At 42.5% G+C, this 22,559-nt stretch carries 25 protein-coding genes; 8 read left to right on the forward strand and 17 right to left on the reverse strand.

What is annotated here, in order from left to right; all coding sequences use genetic code 11:
* Positions 1–15 precede the first annotated feature (15 nt).
* The gene (gene speD / locus VFC49_RS06720; RefSeq protein ID WP_324736670.1) at positions 16–432 is read left to right on the forward strand and encodes an adenosylmethionine decarboxylase; all 417 of its coding nucleotides are present in this window, start codon (positions 16–18) and stop codon (positions 430–432) included.
* A gap of 3 nt (positions 433–435) precedes the next feature.
* Here the strand turns inward: speD and VFC49_RS06725 are convergent, their stop codons facing one another.
* From VFC49_RS06725 to VFC49_RS06745, 5 genes are all read right to left on the reverse strand, one after another.
* The gene (locus VFC49_RS06725; protein WP_324736671.1) at positions 436–1,386 is read right to left on the reverse strand and encodes a transcriptional regulator; all 951 of its coding nucleotides are present in this window, start codon (positions 1,384–1,386) and stop codon (positions 436–438) included.
* A 13-nt stretch (positions 1,387–1,399) separates the two neighbouring features.
* Positions 1,400–2,143 carry a KaiC domain-containing protein gene (locus VFC49_RS06730; RefSeq protein WP_013467981.1) on the reverse strand — a complete coding sequence of 248 codons (744 nt, stop codon included), beginning with the start codon at positions 2,141–2,143 and terminating at the stop codon, positions 1,400–1,402.
* Positions 2,144–2,245: 102 nt separating this feature from the next.
* Positions 2,246–2,758, reverse strand: a complete 513-nt coding sequence (locus VFC49_RS06735; protein ID WP_324736672.1) for an NIP7 pre-PUA domain-containing protein — start codon at positions 2,756–2,758, stop codon at positions 2,246–2,248.
* A 31-nt stretch (positions 2,759–2,789) separates the two neighbouring features.
* Entirely contained in the window at positions 2,790–3,146 is a 357-nt protein-coding gene (locus tag VFC49_RS06740; protein ID WP_324734896.1) for a hypothetical protein, read from the reverse strand.
* A 28-nt stretch (positions 3,147–3,174) separates the two neighbouring features.
* Positions 3,175–3,684, reverse strand: a complete 510-nt coding sequence (locus tag VFC49_RS06745; RefSeq protein WP_324734897.1) for a YkgJ family cysteine cluster protein — start codon at positions 3,682–3,684, stop codon at positions 3,175–3,177.
* A 64-nt stretch (positions 3,685–3,748) separates the two neighbouring features.
* On the opposite strand from VFC49_RS06745, the gene VFC49_RS06750 reads away from it, so the two are divergent.
* The gene (locus tag VFC49_RS06750) at positions 3,749–5,431 is read left to right on the forward strand and encodes a M1 family aminopeptidase (RefSeq protein ID WP_324734898.1); all 1,683 of its coding nucleotides are present in this window, start codon (positions 3,749–3,751) and stop codon (positions 5,429–5,431) included.
* 1 nt (position 5,432) lies between these two features.
* Here the strand turns inward: VFC49_RS06750 and VFC49_RS06755 are convergent, their stop codons facing one another.
* Entirely contained in the window at positions 5,433–7,202 is a 1,770-nt protein-coding gene (locus tag VFC49_RS06755) for a tRNA uridine(34) 5-carboxymethylaminomethyl modification radical SAM/GNAT enzyme Elp3 (protein ID WP_324734899.1), read from the reverse strand.
* An 80-nt stretch (positions 7,203–7,282) separates the two neighbouring features.
* Between VFC49_RS06755 and VFC49_RS06760 the strand changes: the two genes are divergently transcribed.
* Positions 7,283–8,041 carry a Nif3-like dinuclear metal center hexameric protein gene (locus VFC49_RS06760; protein WP_324734900.1) on the forward strand — a complete coding sequence of 253 codons (759 nt, stop codon included), beginning with the start codon at positions 7,283–7,285 and terminating at the stop codon, positions 8,039–8,041.
* On the opposite strand, the gene VFC49_RS06765 is transcribed toward VFC49_RS06760, so the two are convergent.
* The 3 genes from VFC49_RS06765 to VFC49_RS06775 form a co-directional block, all read right to left on the reverse strand.
* On the reverse strand, positions 7,973–8,407 hold the full coding sequence (locus tag VFC49_RS06765) for a hypothetical protein (RefSeq protein ID WP_324734901.1): 435 nt from the start codon (positions 8,405–8,407) through the stop codon (positions 7,973–7,975). The genes VFC49_RS06760 and VFC49_RS06765 overlap by 69 nt on opposite strands.
* A gap of 21 nt (positions 8,408–8,428) precedes the next feature.
* Positions 8,429–11,164 (reverse strand): alanine--tRNA ligase, encoded by a 2,736-nt coding sequence (alaS, locus tag VFC49_RS06770; RefSeq protein WP_324734902.1) that lies wholly within the window; start codon positions 11,162–11,164, stop codon positions 8,429–8,431.
* A 74-nt stretch (positions 11,165–11,238) separates the two neighbouring features.
* Positions 11,239–11,499, reverse strand: coding sequence for an initiation control protein YabA (locus VFC49_RS06775; RefSeq protein WP_324734903.1), 261 nt, complete (start codon positions 11,497–11,499; stop codon positions 11,239–11,241).
* Positions 11,500–11,824: 325 nt separating this feature from the next.
* On the opposite strand from VFC49_RS06775, the gene VFC49_RS06780 reads away from it, so the two are divergent.
* Both VFC49_RS06780 and VFC49_RS06785 read left to right on the forward strand, forming a co-directional pair.
* Positions 11,825–13,372: a sodium:alanine symporter family protein gene (locus VFC49_RS06780; protein WP_324734904.1), complete on the forward strand. Its 1,548-nt coding sequence runs from the start codon at positions 11,825–11,827 to the stop codon at positions 13,370–13,372.
* A gap of 67 nt (positions 13,373–13,439) precedes the next feature.
* Positions 13,440–14,822, forward strand: a complete 1,383-nt coding sequence (locus tag VFC49_RS06785; RefSeq protein ID WP_324734905.1) for an acetyl ornithine aminotransferase family protein — start codon at positions 13,440–13,442, stop codon at positions 14,820–14,822.
* Positions 14,823–15,005: 183 nt separating this feature from the next.
* Here the strand turns inward: VFC49_RS06785 and VFC49_RS06790 are convergent, their stop codons facing one another.
* The 8 genes from VFC49_RS06790 to dph2 all read right to left on the reverse strand — a co-directional run bounded on the left by VFC49_RS06790 (position 15,006) and on the right by dph2 (position 20,190).
* Positions 15,006–15,323 carry a hypothetical protein gene (locus VFC49_RS06790; protein WP_324734906.1) on the reverse strand — a complete coding sequence of 106 codons (318 nt, stop codon included), beginning with the start codon at positions 15,321–15,323 and terminating at the stop codon, positions 15,006–15,008.
* 56 nt (positions 15,324–15,379) lie between these two features.
* A complete protein-coding gene (gene hisS / locus VFC49_RS06795; RefSeq protein WP_324734907.1) occupies positions 15,380–16,693 on the reverse strand; it encodes a histidine--tRNA ligase in 1,314 nt (437 codons plus the stop codon).
* A 52-nt stretch (positions 16,694–16,745) separates the two neighbouring features.
* Positions 16,746–17,357 (reverse strand): MarC family protein, encoded by a 612-nt coding sequence (locus VFC49_RS06800; RefSeq protein WP_013467995.1) that lies wholly within the window; start codon positions 17,355–17,357, stop codon positions 16,746–16,748.
* A gap of 42 nt (positions 17,358–17,399) precedes the next feature.
* On the reverse strand, positions 17,400–17,801 hold the full coding sequence (locus VFC49_RS06805) for a type II toxin-antitoxin system VapC family toxin (protein WP_324734908.1): 402 nt from the start codon (positions 17,799–17,801) through the stop codon (positions 17,400–17,402).
* Positions 17,785–18,027: an AbrB/MazE/SpoVT family DNA-binding domain-containing protein gene (locus tag VFC49_RS06810; protein WP_324736673.1), complete on the reverse strand. Its 243-nt coding sequence runs from the start codon at positions 18,025–18,027 to the stop codon at positions 17,785–17,787. Before VFC49_RS06810 ends, VFC49_RS06805 begins: the two co-directional genes overlap by 17 nt.
* 117 nt (positions 18,028–18,144) lie before the next feature.
* Positions 18,145–18,771 (reverse strand): METTL5 family protein, encoded by a 627-nt coding sequence (locus VFC49_RS06815; protein ID WP_324734909.1) that lies wholly within the window; start codon positions 18,769–18,771, stop codon positions 18,145–18,147.
* Positions 18,772–18,773: 2 nt separating this feature from the next.
* Positions 18,774–19,151 (reverse strand): hypothetical protein, encoded by a 378-nt coding sequence (locus tag VFC49_RS06820; protein ID WP_013468001.1) that lies wholly within the window; start codon positions 19,149–19,151, stop codon positions 18,774–18,776.
* 4 nt (positions 19,152–19,155) lie between these two features.
* On the reverse strand, positions 19,156–20,190 hold the full coding sequence (dph2, locus tag VFC49_RS06825; RefSeq protein ID WP_324736674.1) for a diphthamide biosynthesis enzyme Dph2: 1,035 nt from the start codon (positions 20,188–20,190) through the stop codon (positions 19,156–19,158).
* A gap of 98 nt (positions 20,191–20,288) precedes the next feature.
* On the opposite strand from dph2, the gene VFC49_RS06830 reads away from it, so the two are divergent.
* From VFC49_RS06830 to VFC49_RS06840, 3 genes are read left to right on the forward strand one after another with little or no spacing between them, the layout of a single operon-like run.
* Positions 20,289–21,386, forward strand: coding sequence for a DUF3887 domain-containing protein (locus VFC49_RS06830; protein ID WP_324734910.1), 1,098 nt, complete (start codon positions 20,289–20,291; stop codon positions 21,384–21,386).
* Entirely contained in the window at positions 21,376–21,747 is a 372-nt protein-coding gene (locus VFC49_RS06835; RefSeq protein ID WP_324734911.1) for a PadR family transcriptional regulator, read from the forward strand. Before VFC49_RS06830 ends, VFC49_RS06835 begins: the two co-directional genes overlap by 11 nt.
* Positions 21,734–22,549, forward strand: coding sequence for a DUF1648 domain-containing protein (locus VFC49_RS06840; protein WP_324734912.1), 816 nt, complete (start codon positions 21,734–21,736; stop codon positions 22,547–22,549). The genes VFC49_RS06835 and VFC49_RS06840 overlap by 14 nt, the downstream gene beginning before the upstream one ends.
* Positions 22,550–22,559: the final 10 nt, after the last annotated feature.

Below are 22,559 nucleotides of genomic sequence, written 5' to 3' on the forward strand. Positions count from 1 at the left end.
TGTTAGGTGATGCTCATGGACACCATAGGGTATCACTATGTGGTCGAGGCTTCAGGCTGTGATCCCGAAATTCTGAGTGACGCTAACAAAATAAGGGAGATCTTCTTAAAAGCCGCAGAAGCAGGGAACATGGAAGTTAAAGCAAGCTATTTCTTTAAATTCTCTCCCACAGGGGTCAGTGGCATGGTGATTGTTGCAGAATCACATATATCAATCCACACATGGCCCGAGAAAGGTTACGCTGCCATAGACGTTTACACATGTGGAGAAAAGGCTGACCCCGAAAAAGCAGTTGACTACATCCTTGACGCAATAAAAGCAGAATATGCCCACGTCTCAGAGGTTAAGAGGGGAATCGAAGAAGAGGACAGCACATTTACACACATGATCTTAACATGGGAAGAAAAACTCGAAAGGAAAAATAAGAAATAAGAATCACTCCAGGAGCTTTTCAATTTCTTCCTTCAGCCTTTCAATCTTTTCTTTGAGCTCCTCGAACTTAATCTTGTAGGGCTCAAGTTCATTGATTTTCTTTTTAAGTTCCTCGTTCTCTCTGCTTAGTTCCTCAACTTTCTTTTGGAGTTCTTCCTTCTCCTTCCTGAGCTCATCGGCTAAGCCTTCCATCTCTTCAACTTTCTTCTCAAGCTCCTCTTTTGCCAATGTTAGCTCCTTGACAACTTTTTCTAACTTCTCTATTTCCTCCTCTTTAGCCTTAAGCTTCTCCTCAAGCTCCTTAATCCTACCTTCGTCCACTCTCTTCGCCTGCAATTCCATGAGCTTAACCTTTGCCTCACTGAGCTCTTTTTCTAACTCTCTCTTCTCCCTCTTAACTTTCTCAAGTTCTGCCTTTGTCTCCTCAAGCTCGCTCTTTAATTTTTCAATCTCCTCCCTTGCCCTCTCCAAGCTTCCCAATTCAACGGTCTGCTTCATCTTCTCAAGCTCTTCCTTAACCTTCTCGTATTCAAGCTTAAGCTTCTCATATTCTTCCATCAGCTTTTCGTACTCTTCCCTGGCAATTACTTCTTTCAGCCCACCTTTCTCAATCATTTCAATTGTCCTAATGAGCTCATCAAGCTTGCCTTGCTTAATGAGTTCATAGGTTTCCCTGACAAGCTCTCCAGCTTTGCTCTCGCCTCTGAGGTGCTTCCTGATTGTTTGCTCAGTCCTCCCAAGCTCTCTGGCTATCTCACTAACCGTCATCCCAGCCTTTTCCCTTGCAATAGCGCCAGCGGCAACTGCTAAGCTGTCAACCCACGTTAATCTTTCGGCTGGGTCTTTGATGAGCTCAATTACCTCTGGTCTGAAAAGCGTTGCAAATAAGAGAATGCTCTCAAGCTGATGAATTTCTTGTCTTCCAAGGGGGTTGAGTGGAACCTCAATTGTCATCTCCATCACCTCCTCACAGATCTAAAATCCTACCTCTCTTCAGTATCTTATCATGGTAAACAATTATCCCCTTGTCTGTTATATCAAATGGATGCCTCCTCATTGAATGTGATGTTCCTCTCATCTTCCAGACGATCAATGATCTCTTAAGCTCACCATCAATTTCATCAAGATCGAGCCTTATGATACCATCAACACCATGTTCAACTCCGGGTCCACCGAATCCTCTCTCACCAACACTGATCTGGCTCACAAAGATTGATGTACATCCTGTTCCGGCTAAAACTCTCTTGAGCTGCAGGATTATACTTCTTGCCATGGCCGGCTTGTTTATGTAGAGTGTTGTAACAGAATCGACGACAACTCTCTTTGCCCCAATATCTCTAATTGCTTGTCTCAAAACATCGATGAACTCCCTCAAATCTGTCAAGTCATGGACGATGTATTTTTCATACTCCTTTGATCTGCCAATTCCTGCTGTGAATGCATCAACCATTGCAAATAAGCCCTCCTCCTCATATTTTTTCACATCCCAGCCAAATTGAGCCATGTTCTGCCTCACTTGGACTGGATGCTCTTCCAAAGCAACATATATGCCTGGCTCACCCATTTGGAGACCGTTCCACAAGAACTGCTGGCTGAAAATCGTCTTACCAGTTCCTGGCCCACCGCTCAGTAAAACAACGTTTCTCTCAGGTATTCCTCCGTGGAGTATTTCATCCATTCCCGGAATTCCCGTCTTAACACGTTTAACCATCTTCACCACCTCCATCATCAAAATTAGGTTATTTTAACTTAATCAGAAAAAGCCCCGATTTTAATTACCGAAAGATACTATAAATATTGAGGTATATAAAAGTTACGCTTTTCTATGACGCCGTATAAACTCTCCAACGTCTGTAATGTTTTTGATAAAAGCTCTCTCACTGTTAGGCTGAATTCTGCCAATTCCCAAAATTATCCCATTCTCATCGAAGAGAACAAGCTTTTTTGTGCCTTCCCATATGTACTCCTTAATGCCCCTTTTTGGAACATCTTTGCCTGTTGTGAAAAGGAAAGCGGCCTTTGGCTTCAAGATGGCATAGTTCTTTTTGATATCAACGAAGTAGAAGAACTCAATGTTTGGATAGAACTTCTCCACCAAATTTTCATCAACTTTTATCGTTCCAACAAAAGTCCCAAAGGAATAGGGCTTGAGCTTTAAATTTTCAATCTCTCCCCAAACTTTCTCGTTCACAGCATAAACATCTCTGAATTTGCCCTCAACAACTGCAAAAAAGCTGTGTCTAAGCTCGCCATATTTTTCTGCTTCTCTCAAAATTAAGTCAAACTCCCATGAGGAAGCCCTTCGATATCTAAGCCCCTGCACCATTTTCACTCAAAATTAACTAACACAATGGCCCTTAAAAGGTTAGCTTGAGGTCGTGAGATTTGGGGGAGGCACTTAATATGGGAGTTTCCACGGGAGTCCTCATAAAATAAAACAAAGCCCAGAGAGACCCAAATAAGCCAAATAGGAAGTAAACTGCTCCAAACTTCTTTGCTCTTTTGAAATTCGTAGCAATTCCCAAGTAGTAAAGCGAAATCGTTCCTAAAGCAAAGTAACCAAGTATAAGGAACGGTAAAGACCATGCAATATGCCGATAAGCATAACTTGGAACAATTGTAGAGAACATAATTGGCACAAAGCCGTAGAACGCAAGGTTGACAACTGCCTGAATCATAAAACATGCCAACAAGATGGTGGACTTCCACCTCATACCAAAAATTAAGGGTGGAGCGTTATATTTACTTTTTGGCTTCGTCTAAAATCTTGCTCAGCCCATCCAAATCACTCTTATCAAACTCCTCCTTGAATTTCAAACCAAGCTCAGCTATCTCTTCTCTTGTGATGATTTCTTTTCCTTCCCCTATTCCCGGACAGCTTTCATCATAATACAGCCAGAGCTTTTCACCTTTATATTCAAAAGGCTCTTCCCCTTCAACGCCCAGAGGTCTGTGAGAGACCATAAAAGGATAAATCCGACAAACTAAGGGATTGTAATCATGGATTTTGCATTTGCCCGTTTCTGGATCATGAAAGACGCAACCCAAATCCCACTCCCTGTAAGCCAGGACAAACCTGATTTTCCTGTTTTCAGCTGTGAAGAGAACGAAGTCTTGAGGATCATGGCCATGCTCCGCTATCCTTTTGATGTCGTAAAGTGTGAGGTAGATAAAGCGCCCTCGGCAACAATCTACACAGAATTTGCATTCAAATTTAACGTCACTTTTGAGGGGTTTTGGTTTAAAGCGCATTTTTAACCCTCATGAAAACCTGTCTCCAAAACTTTTAAATCTCTCGGAATGGAAAAATGAACATATGGCGGCACGTTTTATCATCGTGATAATTTTAATAACCCTTATAGTTATGTGTATCAGTCCCCATAGAACCGAGCTTAGAGAATTCCAATTCTCAAAGACTACAAACGCCAAACGTCTTTTTGAAATGAACTGGAAGAATAACACCGCTAACGAAAGCATATCCCTCAATATAATCTTTGATGGATGGAATGTCACAATTAAAGGAACTCAAGAGATTGAGCTTTCCTTAAGCTCTCCCTCTGTAATACCTTTTCTCTTTGAGAATTCGTCCATTTTAAGGTTTGATCTTGAGAAAATAGAGGTCTATGGTGCAAAAGTAAGTGTAAAAGCATTCTATGATGGGAAATACGGCCTTTTGCTGCTCAACGTGACTCCCACCAAGAGCACACAAAAGATTAGGCTCCTCTATACTTCGCATTATCAGCCTCTGCTCGATATCAACATGGGAGACCCTATTGAGTGGCACATGAAATCAACTAAGGATTACTTTTACATTCCACCGGAGGCTTATATGCTTCTCTCCAAGCTGAGGGGAAATTTTACAATTAGAGTTTCTCATTATCCAACAAATTACACTCTTGCGGGTATTTTGAAACTCCCAAATGGTAAATACAAGCCACTCCTTCCGGAAGAGAATACGTTCCACACAGACAGCAGAAGATTCTACATCCTGCTTGGAAGATGGGACGTTTATGAGAAAACAATAAAAATTAATGACAGAAAAATAAAGATCATAGCCTTCACTGATGAAGAGGATGTAACGGATGAACTCTCAAAAATACTGGAAATCTATTCCTCCCACCTCATTCCATATCCTTACGATGAGCTGATCTACATAAGGTTCAAAGGGCATAGAAGCGAGTATGAAGGATATGGTCTGTATGGAGGAGCATTGGGGACACAATTCAAAAGTGTTATTCCTCATGAAGTTGCCCATAACTGGTTTGCGATATATGCTGACCTTGGGATTCTAAACGAACCTTTTGCCACATATGTATCAGTTTCCCTGTATAATCTGACACCTGAGAAGTTAAATAAATGGGAAGCACTCTGTTTTAGCTCAAAAAAGAGAACACCAATAGTAGAGATAAAAAATATTGAAGCGTTCCGGATGATAAAGATAACCTCGAATCTCTATTATCGTGGTGCTTTCATTCTCCGCTCCCTTCAGTTTGTCGTAGGAAATGAGACATTTTTTAAAGGGCTCAGAGAGCTCCTTGAGATTTGCCACGCTAAAGAGTGTACCAAAACCGAAGAAACACTAACCCTGATAGAAGAAATCTATGAGAACATGACTAATAAAGACTTAAATTGGTTCTTCAAAAAGTGGTTCTACACAGCAGATTACCCAAACTTCACGGTCTCCAGCTTGAAAGTCATTCAAAACGGCAACAACTATAGGTTAATACTCAACATAACTGAGAAAAACGGTTTTACGATGCCGCTTGAAGTAAAAATTGTAACTCCCACCGAGAACATCACGAAGAGGATCTTTGTAAATGGCTCAGCTATTTTGAGAGTTGAGTTAAAGGAAAAGCCACTCAAGGTAATCATCGATCCAAATGACTGGATTGCCAATGTTGGTGGTTCCTCGTATAGAATAAACTGGGAAAAACAAAAATTTGAGAAGATTGGGAAGGAAAAGATGGAGATAAATGGGATTGAGATAGTTGTAAACTGATTCAGGTATTCAAATGCGCATCGAACTCTCTGCTCTTTCCAAAGTCAGCATAGCTTTTATCTAAGCGTTTGCTCACATAGGGGCCGTCTTTTCTATAACCGAACTTTCTGTAATATTCTCTAACTCCAACGCCGCTGATGACAAGCATCTTCTTGACGTCAAACTCCTCCCTTGCTATTCTCTCCGCCTCTGCCAAAAGCTCCCTGCCGTAGCCACGGTGCTGCCACTCATATTTAGGTCTGCCCCCAATTGGCACCAATGGACCGTAAACGTGAAGCTCTCTAACAATTGCAGAGGGACAGCAGTTAATCTCTTTGCGGTGGGCTTTTTCGCTCGGAATCCTCAACCTAAGGAATCCAATTAGAATGTCGTTCTTAACATCTTCAAAGCTGAGGAAAAGTTCTCTGCCCTCGCTTGCCTCATACTCTTCCCTCAAAAGCTTTATATGCTCCACCTCAGGCTGAATTCCAAACTTCTGCATCACATGACCGACTTCTCTGAATCTAATCTCTCTTGGCCTTATGCCCCTCCTGATGAGCTCGTTGAAGACAAGCTGTCCCAAGTTGGAGTGCTTAACTCCAGCAGCAATTAGAGGAACGGGAATGTCTCTTTGGATCCTCATAACGCGAACCCACTTTGGAATTATCTTGTAAACCTCCACTAAGAGCTCAACTGCTTCTTCAGTAGTGTATGGTCTGTATTTGCCCTCTTTGTACCACTTGTACAGGATTGTGTCCTCAGTTACGAGCGTCGGATAAATCTTCAGCATATCTGGTTTAAAGCGAGAATCTTCGAAAATTATCTGAAAGGCTTTTAAATCCCTCTCAAAGTTGCTTCCCGGCAAACCGGGCATCATGTGATAGTTTATTTTAAGCCCAGCATCCTTCAAAAGCTGAGTCGCTCTAACAACGTCTTCAACGGTATGTCCCCTCTTAACCCTTTCATATATGAAGTTGAAAACAGTTTGGACACCAAGCTCTACTCTTGTAGTACCAAAGGCAAGCATTCTATCAATATGCCTTTCAAAAGACCAATCTGGACGGGTTTCAATGGTCAAGCCAACCATTCTGACCTTTGCCTTCTCATTCTTTCTCTGCTCGTCTTCGAGGTGGTAGTACTTTTTCTTATGGGTTCTCTCCCAAGCGGCTTTAAACTTTGGGTCTTCGTCAAATACCGAGTGGTCTTTTTTAACTAAAACCCTAATCAGCTTCTCTTCAAGGTTCTCTATGTCCCTAAAGTAAGGAAAGTCGTTCATCGCCTTAAACGCATTTTTTATGAACCATTCCTGATAATCCAAGTCCATTGCGGGAAATGTTCCGCCTTGAACAATCACTTCGACCTTGTCAATGTCATGCCCTATATCATAGAGTTGCTTTAAACGGCGGAGCATGATTATGTAAGGGTGATAAGCACTTTGAATTGCTCTCAAAGCTGATGGTTCTTTTCCAGTGTAGCTCTGTGGCGAACCTTCACTCGGCCCACCAGGACAGTAAATGCATCTGCCGTGAGGACATGGAAAAGGCTTTGTCATCATTGCAACAACTGCAACACCGCTTATTGTCCTCGTGGGCTTCTTCTTAAGGAAGTCTTTGAACTTCTCCCTATCATCTTTGCTCATAACCCTTAAGATGTCAGCGTTACCGGGAAGCTTGCTCAAATGATATTTTCTCGCAACTCTAACCTTAACTTTGTTCAATTCCTCTCTGCTTTTAATCTCACCCGAAATTATCATTCGAGCGATTTCCTCGCAGGCTTTTCTATAAGCATCCATCTCTCACACCTCGGTTTAAGGAAAGCAGGTTAGCTTAAAAAGGTTGTCAGTTTATATTCACTTAGGGAGGGTGAATAAAAATGGCGAGCAGAGACGAGATTGTAAGCTTTCTCGATGAATATTTGAATATAAAAGCCTTCCCGGACAAATCGAAAAATGGCCTCCAAGTTGAAGGAAAGGGCGAAGTCAACACAATAGCCTTTGCCGTCGATGCGTGCTTAGATACTTTTGTGAAAGCAAAGGCATTCAAGGCTGACATGGTAATAGTTCACCACGGCATAGTTTGGGGCGGGGTTGAGTATGTAACGGGGCTCATTCAAAAGAGGCTCAAGTTCCTTCTCGAGAACGACATAAACCTCTACGTTGCTCATGTCCCCTTAGATGCTCACCCAGAAGTTGGAAACAACGCTCAGATCTTAAAGCTTCTCGATTTAGAGCCCAAAGAACCTTTCGGAGACTATGGAGGAGTTACAATTGGATTTATCGGCGAATTTGAAGAGCCAAAGCCTCTACCGTTGATAGCACAAATTTTGGTGGAAAAGTTGAAAATTGACTATGTGAAGAGCTATGAGTTCGGGAAACAGGAAATTAAGAGGGTTGGAGTCATAAGCGGAGCTGGAGGATTTGCAATTGAAGAAGCTGTAAAGAAAAACGTTGACCTCTTCATAACGGGCGAGTTCACCCATGGAAGCTATAGAACGGCTGAAGACTTAAGGCTGAGCGTTCTCGCAGCTGGACACTATGCAACAGAAACTTTAGGTGTTAAGGCACTAATGCCTCTCTTGAGAGAGAAGTTTAGTGTTAAGACGGTTTTCATTGACAACCCAACAGGTCTTTGATTTTAAGCTTTCTTTTAATGCCGAAAGAAAGCCATCAGGCTTAACAAGAATTAGTTCAACCTTTAATTCTTCTTTTGCATATTCTTCAACCCAGCTTCTGCTTAAAGGGTCATTGTTAAAGGGGTAAACTATCATAAGCCTGCTGAACCCAGCTCTTTTAGCTTTCACAGCATTGTATAGGATGCGCTGCTTTATCCACTTGTAGGAGTTTTCAAATTCAATTGCGAGGACTTTCTCATCCTCTCTAAGAATTACCAAGTCAATCCTGCTCCCATCTTTACCTTGGAATTCCTTAACTGCCCTAAGCCCATGGAGAGCACAGAGTTCTTCAGCTTCTTTTAGAAGAGATTTAATCTTAATTTCCAAAACCTCCAAAATAAAGATGAATCAAGAAGAGAGCCTCCTCCTAAGCTCCTCCAGAGCTTCTCTTGCCTTTCTTACATCTTTTATCTTTCCTTGAGCTAAGTCCTTCTTTCCTCCACCGCCGCCGCCGGCTATTGATGTTATTATTCTTATAAGCTCACCAGCTTTGAATGGAACTTCGTCTCCCACAGCAACGACAACAGCGTTTGTGTCTTCGCTTATGAGTGCAGTAACTCTCTTGGGTTTCTTCAGCTTGAGTGCTGCCTCTCTTAAGTGGTCCAAGTCCCCTTCAACAACCTCTCCAATGAACTCGATTTCGCCAATCTTTTCGACTTTGTTCTCAAGCTCGTAAACGAGGAGCTTAGCCAATTCTTTCTTGAGCTTCTCAACCTCTTTCCTTGCCTGCTTCCACTCCTCGAAGAATTTCTCAGCTGTTTCCGGCAGCTTTTCAGGTGGAACTCTGAAGACTTCACTTGTTTTCTTTATTATGTCTCTCTCCCTCTGCCACTCCTTTATTGCAGCTTCACCGCAGGCGAAAATAATTCTTTCAACTCCATCCTGAATCCTTTCAGTTCTAAGTATCTTTATTGGACCAATCAATCCAGTGCTTGGTAAATGAGTTCCACCACATGCCTGAACATCCCAGTCTTCAATGTTAAGTATCCTAATGATTCTCCCCGGCACAATGCCACCTTGATAAAGCCTAAAGCCATACTTCTGCTCCGCCTCTGTTCTTGGCAACCACTCCCAAGCGACCTTCCTGTCTTCCATGACGATCCTGTTGGCGAGCCTCTCTATTTCCTTCAGCTCCTCTTCACTAATGCGCTTGTAGTGGGAAATATCCAGCCTCGCCCACTCTGTGCTAAGCTGTGAGCCAGCTTGCCAAACGTGTTTACCGAGAACCCTAACTAAAGCCCCCATTAAAACGTGGGTTCCTGTGTGGTGCCTCATATGCTGAATCCTTCTCTCCCAGTCAATTTTTCCGTGAACCCTCATTCCCTCTTTGAACTTCCCTGGCTCCTTGACCCTGTGAAGTATCACCTTTCCAACCTTCTGAACCTCAAGGACTTCAACACCGTTAAGCTCACCAGTGTCGTATGGCTGTCCACCACCTTCTGGATAGAATGCCGTTTTATCAAGAACGACCCAATCATCAATGACCTTGAGAACTTCAGCGTCGAACTCCCTCATGAACGGGTCTTCATAGTAGAGAGTTCTCGTGTCTGGCAAGTCCCTCACAAGCTCAAAATCTACGATTTGCTCTTCTTTTTCCTCTTTTGCCGTCTTCTCCGCTTCCTTTGCTACCAAGCTATAGAAGTTGTCGGGTATGTGAACCTTTATGCCCTCTTTCTCTGCTATCTCCTTAACAATTTCCGGCGTTAAGCCGTGGCTCTCGTAGAACAGTATGAGCTTCTCCAGCGGTATTTCGTCTTTGCCTTCTTTCCTGAGCTTCTTAATTTCTCTTCTGACCAAATCAGAACCTCTCTTAAGGGTTTCTTGATATCTCTTCTCTTCCACATTAACCATGTCCAAAATGACATCCTCCATCTCCTTGAACTCTGGGAAAGTCTTGTGGAGTGCTTTTATGTGCATGGCAACGATTTCGCTGAGCGGAATTTGTAAGCCAAGCTCTCTCAAATGCCTGATGCTCTTCCTTATCAACAAACGGGCAAGGTAACCGGCTTTAACATTTGAAGGAACAACACCATCAGCCAGCATGAAAGTTAACGCTTTTGTGTGATCGGCTATTGCATAGATAAGTTCGTAAGGCCTTATTAATCTCTCAAGTTCCTCAACGCTTATCCCTACTCTGCTCGCAACTTCCCTTCTCAAAACTTTAAGGTCGCCCATGTCCTCAATGTCAAACATTCCAGCCAGCCTTGAGTTTTCCATTAGAATCCTGTCATCAATCTTCTCAATGCCAGCCATCCTCTTGAGGGGTTCAACAACATAACCTAAGACAGCGTCATAAGCCGTTGGAGTGCCCTGACTCATCCAGACCAATCTCTCAAGACCGTAACCTGTATCAACGACCTTAGTATCCATTGGAACGTATCTATCCCCTTTGATGATTACGACTTGATCATCTGGAGTTCCCGGTGGAGCCAACTTGTACTGCATAAAAACAAGAGTAGCAACCTCCAACCCTCTGTAAAGGACTTCAAAAGCAGGTCCGGCGTTTCCTCCACCTGCCCATGGGTTCTCCTTGAACGTTATGTCTTCAGGCTTCATCTTTAGATCCTTAGTGAAGAACTCAAAAGCAAGCTCAACAGTTTCATCCATCCAGTATATCGGCTTACCTGGATAGTTGAAGGCATGATGTGCCATCATTTCAAAGATTGTGAAGTGTCTCCCGGTTATTCCAACGTTGTCAATATCCGTGAATCTAATTGATGGCTGGGAAATTGTGAGAGGATTTGCTGGAGGATCAGCTTCCCCGCTGATGACCCAAGGCTGAAAGTCCATGATGCTTGCCCCTACTAAGAGCACGTCATCTCTCCATCTCGGCAGAACTGGATATCTTTTCACCCTACCATGTCCATGTCTCTCAAAGAAGCTTAAGAATGCCTCTCTCATTTCTTCAAGGGTGTACTTCTTTGGAATACCTGGTTTTCCAATAAACTGATATTCATCACATGGAGGGTCTCCACAGGTCTCTCTATCTGGATCAAGTGTCCAGAAAGGTTTTCCACAGACTTTACATGTTTTCCGTATCCAGCCTTCCTCTTTAAACATCTTCGTAGTCATGTCCATTGACATTTTGATCACCTTCCAAAATTGACCGTGAAATGAACTCACCTTAAAAACAACAGAAGGGTGAAGTTATATTAAGTTTACTCATCTTCGTTCTCATTGATTATGATGATCGGAAAGTTCATCTTCTTGAGCATTTCTATGAGCCGTTCGTGAGTTCTCCTCAAACGCTCAAGCTTGTACCTCAGGTTTTGATTTTCAATTGCTAAACTGGTGACTTCTTCAGTTTTGGCTCTAAGCTGTGCCTTAAGCTCTATTATCTCATCCTCAAGCTCAATTATTGAACGTTCAAGTCTTTCAATTTCCTCATACAAGTCTTTGCATATCTTTTCTTTGAGCATGAACAACACCGGTCAGACCCGCGAAACTTCATCACAGATTTTCAGGGGGCTCCAGACTCATCATTCCCTTAATATGATCCTAAGCCCACACTCCAATATATAGTTTATCCTTCTTGAGGTTTACAATTGTTCACAAAAATATCCGTCATATCTAATTTGACATGAGCAATGTAAAAATTACTTGAGCTCAATTTCAACAAATAGCCAAAACTCTTAAATATTTTGTCGATACTAAGATAAGTTTGTAAAGTACACTGATGCAGAAAATCCTACCCTACAGCACAGTACAATGCATGACTAATAAACTATGTTTGGAGGTGTCTGTATGGGAGCAATAATGGAGTTTATTAACTGGTTGGATGGTATGGTCTGGGGTCCACCCATAATGATTTTGCTTTTGGGCACAGGTCTCTTCTTAACAATAGTGCTTAGGGGAATACAGTTCAGAAGACTTGGATGGTCTATTAGATACACCCTATTTGAGGGTAGAAAGAAGCAGGGTGAGGGAGACATTACACCCTTCCAGGCACTGATGGCAACTATAGCCGGAACTGTAGGTATTGGAAACATCGCTGGTGTTGCAACTGCAATTCACCTTGGTGGTCCTGGAGCACTCTTTTGGATGTGGATGACAGCACTTGTCGGTATGGCAACCAGATATTCGGAAGGTCTCTTAGGTGTTGCTTTCAGAAGCAAGTTGCCAGATGGGACAATGATAGGTGGTTCATTCAACGCATTGGAGAGGGGATTTGCGGAAGTAAAGGTATCTAAAACCGGCAGAACTATAGCAACAATTTTCATGCTGATATTTGCAGCTTTTATCGGATATGAAGCAACAAAGCTCAGCGGCGGACTGATGATACTTGCCGTAATAATAGCTATCTTGTTTGCAATTCTCGCATTGTACCTCCAAAAGGAAAGCTCTCTGCCCACCCTTGGAAAAGTGCTTGCAATTCTCTTCGCACTCTTTGCGGCAATCTCAGCATTCGGTATTGGAAACATGACACAGTCAAACTCATTGGCACTTGGTATGGAAGTTGCATTTAACGTCCCACACTGGGTTACAGGAATAATATTCGCAATCCTTACATTCATAGTTACAATAGGAGGAATTAAGAGAATCGGTGAATTTACAGAGGCGTTAGTGCCATTCATGGCAATAGTGTACTTCATATTTGCAATTGGAGTCTGGATTAAGTTCGCCGGACAGCTACCAAGCGCAATTTCTCTGATCCTCAAGGATGCATTTACCGGAAGTGCAGTTGCTGGTGGTGCAGTTGGTACGACCATAAGATGGGGTGTGGCAAGAGGTCTGTTCTCCAATGAAGCAGGTCTCGGAACAGCAAGTATGGCACACGCCGCTGCAAGAACAGACAACCCCTCAAGACAGGCGCACGTTGCTATGCTTGGACCGTTCATTGATACAATCATAATCTGTTCTCTGACAGGAATTTCAATCGTTGCAACAGGAGCATGGCAAACCGGCAAAACGAGCACTGCACTGACACAGGAGGCATTTGCAAGGGCCTTTGGACACATCGGTGAGATAATGGTCGTTATAGGCGTCATACTCTTCGCCTATTCAACGGTCCTTGCATGGAACTTCTACGGCAGACAGAACATCATGTACTTAGCCAAGTGGATTGAAGGAGATCCAGAGAAGTTTGCAAGGCTGTATCCAAGGCTTCACTTAGTCTACAACATTCTCTTCGTGATCTTCATCTACATAGGTGCAACAACAGTTCTTGAGAGCGTGTGGACGTTCTCAGACATGATGAACGGACTCATGGCAATACCAAACTTGGTTGGTCTGCTGGTGCTCTACAGTGTTATCAAGAAATACACTGACGAGTTCATAAAGGAGAATCCATGAGATTTTGCTTCTTTTTAATCTTTGTGTTTTTCTATTTACTTTTGAAAAATCTGCGAGGTGATTTTTAATGAGTTTTAACGAGTTTCCAAAGATAGTTGTTAAGCCTCCAGGATCAAAGGCGAAAGAGCTCATTGAGAGAGAAAAGAAGGTTATCTCTTCTGGTCTTGGTGTTAAGCTTTTTCCCGTTGTACCCGAGAGGGGCTATGGTGCGTTAATAGAGGATGTCGATGGAAATGTTTTCATCGACTTCTTAGCCGGAGCAGCTGCAGCATCAACAGGCTACGCCCATCCTAAGCTTGTAAAAGAAGTTCAAGAGCAGGTAGCAAAGATCCAGCACTCCATGATAGGCTATACCTACAGCAAAAGAGCCATAGAAGTTGCAGAGATTTTAGCAGAAAAAGCTCCAATTGAAAATCCAAAGATACTCTTCGGTTTGAGCGGGAGCGATGCGATGGATCTGACCATGAAGGTAGCACGCTTTGCCACAAGGAAGCCATGGTTCATAGCATTCATCGGGGCTTATCATGGGCAAACTTACGGTGCTACATCAATAGCAGCATTCCAGAGCTCCCAGAAGAGAGGGTTCTCGCCATTAGTTCCCAACGTAGTCTGGATCCCATACCCCAATCCCTACCGAAACGTCTGGGGAATCAACGGCTATGAAGAACCAGATGAGCTGATAAATCGCTTTTTGGATTACCTTGAGAGCTATATTTTAGCCCATGTAGTTCCCCCAGATGAAGTTGCCGCTTTGATAGCGGAGCCAATTCAAGGCGATGCTGGCATAGTTGTCCCGCCGGAGAACTTTTTCAAAGAGCTAAAGGAGGTCTTAGACGAACACGGCATTCTCTTGGCAATGGATGAGGTTCAGACGGGCATTGGAAGAACCGGAAAGTGGTTTGCAACCGAGCATTTTAAAGTAGAGCCAGACTTTATCTCCTTTGGAAAGGGAGTAGCAAGTGGAATGGGGCTGAGCGGGGTTATAGGGAAGGCTGAGCTGATGGACATGACGAGCGGCTCAGCTCTGTTGACTCCAGCGGCAAATCCAGTGATTTCAGCAGCAGCCTATGCTACGCTGAAGATAATTGAGGAGGAAAAGATCATTGAGAACGCCCAGAAGGTTGGAGCATTCATAATGAAACGCTTAAAGGAAATGCAGGAAAAGTTTGATGTCATTGGTGACGTTAGAGGAAAAGGACTAATGATTGGCGTTGAAATCGTTAAGCCAGATGGCAAACCAGACCCGGAGCTAACCGGAAAGATATGCTGGAGAGCCTTTGAACTCGGCTTAATTCTGCCGAGCTATGGAATGTTTGGAAATGTCATCAGAATTACGCCCCCATTGGTTATAACTGAAGAGATAGCAGAGAAAGGATTGGAGATCATGGAGCAGGCTTTGAAAGATGCATTGGCTGGAAAAGTGACTCATAAAGTCGTTACTTGGCACTGATGAATTTTTCTTCATGATTTAATTTTTAAACCGCTTTTCAGTTCATTAATTGGGTGAAAGCATGGGGCTTAAAGAATTCTTTGCCGAGTGGAGAAGGAGATGTCCATTCATAAGAGCGATCGAGAAGTGGCGCTTTGAAAGGAAGAAAAATAAGTTTGAAGTTAAAAGGAAGAACAGCTAAAGTTATGGGTTTCGAGAATACGATATGGCAAACTTGACACCTACAAATAGAGGGGTTATTAGGAAAAGAAGGGCATTTTTAAGCTGGGCATTCAGGAGGTAGTAAAATTCAATTCCAAGAGACAGCAAAAGCGACAGCAAAAACATTCCGTAAATTACTGCCTTCTTAACGCCGTAGAGATGCAGGCCAAAGAGGAGAAAAGCTGAGAAGAATATTGGGTTAATCGGGTTTGGTGGGTAAAATCCAGGATATAGTAGAGTTGCTGTTATTCCCACCACGCCAAATAAAATATAGAGAGGAGCGAGGATTTTTCTGCTCATGTTAATCCCGTCAGCTAGTCAGTCCTCTCATCACCGCTCAGCAACGGGTTTAATCATCACCCAAGCATTTCCTTAACTTCCTCAACTATCTTTTCAATTGCAACGCTCCTCTGCTCTCCAGTTGCCATATCCCTAATCGTGGCTTTCCCTTCAGCCAAATCCCTCTTTCCAAGTATCACAACAACGGGTATTTCAAGCTTATCCGCATACTCCAAAGCTTTCCTGAGCTTTCTGCCCTGCAAGTCATACTCCGCCTTTATTCCAGCTTTTCTGAGGGCTTGGGTTATCTCTATAGCCTTGGCTTTAACCTCAAGCTCCTTTCCAATGTAGACCACAAAAACGTCTGGACTTAACCTAAAGCTGGGCAAAAGCTCTTTGCTTTCTAAGATTGGAATCAATCTTTCAATTCCAATAGCGAAGCCTGTAGCTGGTGTCGGCTTTCCACCGAAGACCTCTATTAGGTTGTCATACCTACCGCCGCCCCCGATGGAGCCTATGCCCAGATCGTTGGGAGCTATTGCCTCAAACACAATGCTCGTGTAGTAGTCAAAGCCTCTTGCGATCCCAAAGTCGATTAAAGCGTAATCATAAACGCCATAAGCTTTCAAAAGCTCAAATAATTCCTCAATTTTTTTCAACTCATTCTTAGCTGCTTCACTTGTAAACAGCTCATAAGCTTTGGGCAAAATTTCATCGGGCTTTCCTTTAAGCTCAATCAAAAAGAGAACTTTGTCAATGGCATCATCACTCAGTCCAAAATCCTTGAGTGAAGCGATGAAATCTTCTCTGCTCATCTTGTCTTTCTTATCAATTAATCTCATCAATCCAATGTCATCCTCAACACCAAGCATTTTAGCAAACTCATCCAAAAGAACTCTGTCACCTATATTAACGGTGAACTCCTTAAGACCTGTTGCAAGATAGCTTTCAATCATTAGGGCTATTACCTCAGCATCAGCCTCGATGTTCGCTGAACCTATCAGCTCAACGCCAGCCTGCCAGAACTCCCTCAAGCGACCGCTCTGAGGTTCTTCGTAGCGGAACATGTTTGTTATGTAGTACCACTTCACAGGTTTCGGAGCGTTCTGGAATTTATTGACAAATAAGCGAGCTACGCTTGAAGTCAGATCTGGCCTAAGAGAGATGTCCCTCCCACCTTTGTCCTTAAATGCATAGAGCTGCTTTACAACTTCCTCTCCGCTCCTAAGCTGAAAGAGTTTGGTGTACTCAAATGTTGGAGTGAGGATTTCTTTAAAGCCATAAACCTCAAAGACCTCTCTTATCCTCTCGAACACCCATCTTCTTTTAGCCATGTCCTCTGGAAGCAAATCTCTCGTTCCCTTTACTCTTTCAATTCTCTCCTTTACCATTTTACCACCTTCCTGCCATTAAAGATGCAAAAAACCTTAAAAGTTATTTGCCTCAAGCAGAGCTCTCAAGCAGTCTGAGGAAAATTCCGCCAACACCTTCAACCATCATCTGCGCACCGATTGCCATAGTAAAGAGACCAATTATCCTGATGAAGACACCCAAAGTTGTCTTGCTTATGTTCTCTATCATGTAGAGAGTCACAAACATCAGCAGAGCAGTCAGCAAAATCGCTATCAAGATTGCCGAGGCGGAGACCTTTATACCATACTCCGCTGTCAGGGTGATTGCAGTTGTTATCGCAGCAGGTCCTGCTATAAGGGGAGTCGCAACAGGAACGGCAGCCAAGGCTAAGATGTTCTTCTCCTTCTTGAGCGTTACCATACCGCCGCCTTCCAGTGCCTCAAGACCTATTTTAAACAGAACGAATCCTCCAGCAATCTTCAAGGCGTTCAAATCAATGTGAAAAATGTCCTGGAGGATTATTTTACCAGCCACTGCAAAAATTATGAGCAGGATAAAGCCGATTAGGTTTGCCCTGATGATGAGCTGCTTTATGTCCTCTATATGAAAGTCCTCTCTAAGTAGGCTGACCAGGAGTATCTTATCGCTCGGATCAATCATAATTAGCATCAGCAGTGAGGCGCTAAGGATTTCTCCAATCATCGACATCAACCTTTTGAACAATGGTCAGCTTATAAAGTTATGCTACTTGTCTTTCATTAGCTTCATGAATTCATTGGGAGTGTAAACTTTGCTGTACCATTCAAAGTCTTTCTTGTTGTTTGTTATCAACGGGGCGTTAAGCTTCACTGCCAATGCCCCTATCATGTAATCTCTTGCGTTTTTTGAAAAATCCCATCTACCAAGAGCATTTTTCACAACGATCTTGGCACACTCATCATCAAATGGATAAACCCTTATTCCCAAGACATTAAGAAAGGCATCAACATAGGCTTTACCTTCCTCATAACTACCACGCTTTTTTGCATGATGATAGAGATATTCTGTATACGCCACTGCGCTCAGTATAGGTTCATGAGGACTTTTCTTAAGCCATTTGAGGAACTCTTTATCATGAAGAACGTTTGTGTCAAGAACTACCTTCATCTGCTTTCCTCCTGAAAAGTTTGCTAAGTCCTTCTCTCATCTCTTCAATGGTCTCATCAATGTCCTTTGAAAGCTCAGTCATTTCTTCAAGAAGGTCTTCGAATTTCATGATCACATACCCTTCTTTAGTCTTGACAAAAACAACCTCATCACCAGCCTTTATATTGAGTGCCTCCCTAACCTCCTTGGGAATTGTTACTTGGTATTTCCTTGTAACAGTTACCATTACACTCACCAAAATGTAATACCAAAATGAAGTTAATAAGACTATCGCCATTTATTTTAATATGCGTCGCGAAGAATAAGGTATGCGATGATGAAACCGGCACTGGATGATTGGTGATTAGCGCTCGGTTGGCTGAGCCCTTTCAAAACGGTATATGTCAACCTTTATTCTCTCCAATCTCTTTCGATGGAAAAAGAACTGAGCTGGAATTTCAAAGTCAACTGTTAGTCGGTGCGTTATTGTAAAGCCATTATCCCTCACAAAGGCCTCGATGAATTTCCTAACCTCCGGCTTTGCCAGATGGATTGAGTATACAACTTTGCTTATTTCAAAAGCCTTTAGAAGAAAAGGTCTGTCCGCTTTTGGATTTTGAGAGCCAAATGGAGGATTCATGATTACAGTATCAGCTCGCCTATCAAAAAAGCTCACATCAGATAAAATCAACTCAACACAGGTTTCTACATTCAATGCCTTTACGTTTTCTTCTGCTATTCTCAAAGCACTCTCATCTATTTCAACGGCATATACCTTTTTTGCCCCCAAAAGGCAAGCTCCCACACTTAAAACTCCCGTGCCGGCACCCAAATCAGCTATAACTTTGCCTTCAACATCGCCCAAAGAATAAGCCAGCCATAACAGCTCAGCTGCAACGTTTCCCGGAGTTCTATACTGCTCCAGCTCTGCTTTAGGATTTCTAAACCCTTTGAGCTTTGAGAGGAGCATTGCAAGATGCTTCTTCTTCATAGCTAACCCCTCATGTAGCGGAGCAGCTCCTCAAAGCGTATCTCAAATCTGAAGCCCGGAATGTTGTAAATTGTGCCAATTGTCGTTAAGATGAACATTACAACAACGAGAGCTATTATAAAGCCAAACTCCGCTGTTAAAGCCGATACAATAGCTTCCCTTGAGTTTAAGCCTGTGATGAGCAACATAATGAAAAGGAAGAAAAAGCCAAGGAAGATATCAATGTAAAGAGAAATAAAAACACCAAATATTGAAATGGTTAGGAGCAGAAGCTTTCTTGGCTTTTTATACGTGAAAACTTCTATAGCGGTCTTTAAGAAGCTGTAGTACATGAAAATTAGCAAAACGTGAAGCGCAGAGTCCAGCATTATTCTAAGCATCATTTCACCTCTTTGGAAGCTTTAGACTTATTCCAAACGGCTCGTCTTTTTCTCTCTTACCCCCAAGAATTTCATCAAACTCATACTCCTCTCTCAAGCCAAGCAACAGTTCAACTTCAGGAGGAGTTAATATGGGCTTTCTCCATCTCTCTGCATCGTCTATTGGAACTCTCGGACAAGCAACCACAACATAGGCATCAAAATCAAAGCCTTCCAAAGCTTCCGGGTTTATGTAGTTCATTGCTATCAGTTGTGCTTCTCTCCCGTGCTCTTTCAAGAGTTTCATTATTCTCTTAGCTTCCCCCAAGCGTAGCTGTCCCCTCTTGATGCTTATTATTACACCAAATTTTTTGGCATCATAAGCCTTAGCAATCATTCCCCATCTCTTTCTCGCGATCCTCTCCGTATTTATCCAAGCGAAGTCTCCACTGTAAGGGTTGATGGCTAACGTTGGCTTTTTTGTAGCTAAAGCAACACCAATTGGATGAAAATAGCCAGCACCAATGAATAAAATCCCATCAACATCTCTTCCAACCCTTGCCGCTGTAAAGTTGCACCCCAAAATCTGTCCAGCAAATGAAACCCTATTATCTCCTTTGCCAATGAAAACTTGGAAGCCTTTCCCTTCTAAAAACTGCTTTACTCTTTCCAAATCCCTTATGTGCTGAACTGTGGTTACGAGAGCAATTTTTCTGCCAAGCTTTTTAATCTCGTTTAAATTCTTCTCCAAAGCTTTCACAACATCAGCCTTGGCAAAAGCAGGGACAAAAAGGGTTGGAACTTCCAGATTGAGCTGCATGTAAGAGTGACCCAAATGGATCAGAGCATCACAGCCGAGCATCTTAGCATCTCTATCCGCTAAATCGCAAGCTCCATAATTTACATCCCCACTTATTATTCCCTCAATTCCGTTATTTTCCAAAAATTCAGCTAAAGCCTGGGCTTCTTTCTTTAACCCTTCTGGAGCCTGAATCAACACTTTCTTAGCATTCAGCTCTCTGATCTTTTGAAGTATCTCTTGGAAAGGAATCTCATGCAAGATACTCACTTTAACCCCTCTGTGGAGAAGCTTTGACCACAAGCTTTATATTTCTAATGCTCCCATAATACATCGAAGTCCGAGGTATGGTGATTAAGATGAGAAAGGTTGCACTAATTTTTATCATAACAATGCTCGCTTTTTATGCTCTTGCCCAACAGCCTTATGATGAAGTTGCAAAAGCAGTTTTTGAAAGCCTAAAAACTGGAAACTACTCAATTCTTGAGCCATATTTGGACGAAAGGATGAAAGAGGCTTTTAATGAAAAAGCCTTCAATGCTTTAAGGGAACAAATGAGTTCAAAATACGGCGGTCTTAAAAGCTTTGAATTCATTGAAGAGGAAAAATCCGGAAAATTTGTAGTGGCGTATTATCGTTTTGAGTTTGAAAAAGCTGACGTTACACTGAAACTCGTTTTTAGTCAAACCAATGGAGAATATAAACTTTCCGGAATCTGGATTCAGAAAGTTGTCTGGCGGGAGAAGGGAATTCCCCTTCCGTTGGCAGTCGGTTTACCTATTTTAGGTGGAATTTTAGCTCTGTTAACATTCTACACTGCCGGATTCAAAAAAATCAAAGGAGCAGAATTAATTTTGGGCTTCTTTTTGGTTGCAATAACACTTTTCATTCAGCCAATAATTCAGCAGGCTCCATTCTTGGCTTTAGGGATTAAATCAAACGCAGATATAATTGCTAAAGGGTTTGCCTTTACAGTTATCACAAGTGTCTGGCTTGGATTTGTTGCAGGGTTCTTCCAAGAGGGCCTGAAGTATGCCTTTGTGAGGAACAAAGGACTTAAAGAGGTACTTTTTGTTGGAATTGGATTTGGGCTTGGAGAAGCGGTTTTAGTACCCCTGATTCAGATAGTGCAGAGCTTTATGATTGGAGTTCCTCCAATTCAGCTAACACAAGCACTGCTTAGCTCATTTGAAAGATACATGGCAACTCTTTTCCATGGAGGAACCACTATTACATTGGCATACGCTTATAAGAATGGATTTGGAAGGAAAGCGTTGGTTGTCCTAAGCATTGCTCACGGTGTTATCGATACGTTTGCATCATACTATCAGCTCACGAACTCCCAGATAAGCTTAATAATGACTTACAGCACAATCACCGCTATTACTCTCATACTACTGCGGTATGGCATTCCAAAAGCAAAAGTAGAAGGGGAGGAAGAAAAGGTTGTTTGGTGATCCAAAAGAAAAAGCCTTAAAAAAGCTGAGGAGGGAGCTCAGGGCTGGTACTTATTCCTTTATTATCCTATCCATTCTGGAAAATAAAGGGGACATGCATGGCTACGCAATTAGGAAGGAGTTTGAAAAACTGAGTAATGGTAAAATAGTGCCCAGTGAAGGAACTCTCTATGATCTGCTCAAGAGTTTGGAAAGATACAAGCTTATAGAAGGGTTTTGGGCTGAAGTTGGGGGGAGAGCAAGAAAATATTACCGGATAACTCCCCTTGGAAAAGACGTTCTTGAAGAGCTTAGGAAAGAGATAGAATCAGTCAGCAGAATGATGAAAAAGCTGACAGGTGATGAATATGGCTGGGATTGAAGTTTTCAACATGATGTTTGAGATATTTATTGCCTCCTTAATGTTTGTAAGCGGTTTGCTGACCTACATTTTCAGAAACAAACCAAACACAGCAATAGGCTTTCGTTTTGGCTATACGTTTTCATCCAAGGAAGCATGGGTGAGGGTAAATACGTTTGGAGGGAAGGCATTCATGGTCTTTGGTGTTCTGCTCTTTGTTCTGAGCCTAAAGGTTCGCAACATCCTAATCTTTTTCATTGTGATGATTGCCGGGGTTTTATTGATTACTATCTATGCCTATAAGATGGCAAGAGAAATCGTTGAAAAAGAAAGCCTTAAAGAACCCGCTTTTGGTGAGCCCAAACCCATTGAAGGTATAAACGTAAAGCCGTATCTCGCAATTCAAATCGGAGCATTAACCTTCAGCCTTATATTTTTAGTTTTCAGCTGGGATAGGCTCCCCGACATAGTTGCAATCCACTTCAACATCGCTGGTGAGCCGGATAACTTTGCACAGAAGACCCTTGGAGTGTTCCTATTTCCTCTGGCAGCATCTCTGCTTCCAATTGCTCTCACATACATGGCCAAGGATCCTATGATATTGAGAACAGCTCCAAAAATGAGTAAAAAGGGATTAAAGATACTTGCTGAAATGATGACGATAATTGCGATAATGCTGGCTTGGGCAAATGTATACTTGATTCTTTATAACGCTTACAATTTCCATTCTAATGCCTTACTGTCTGCAACACTGCTCGGCGGCATTGGACTGCTGTTAATTGAAACTTTTAGACTCCTACTTGCCGCTGGAACTTCCGAATAAAAAACAAACA

The organism is Thermococcus sp. SY098 (genome assembly GCF_035621495.1).
Lineage (GTDB): Archaea > Methanobacteriota_B > Thermococci > Thermococcales > Thermococcaceae > Thermococcus_B.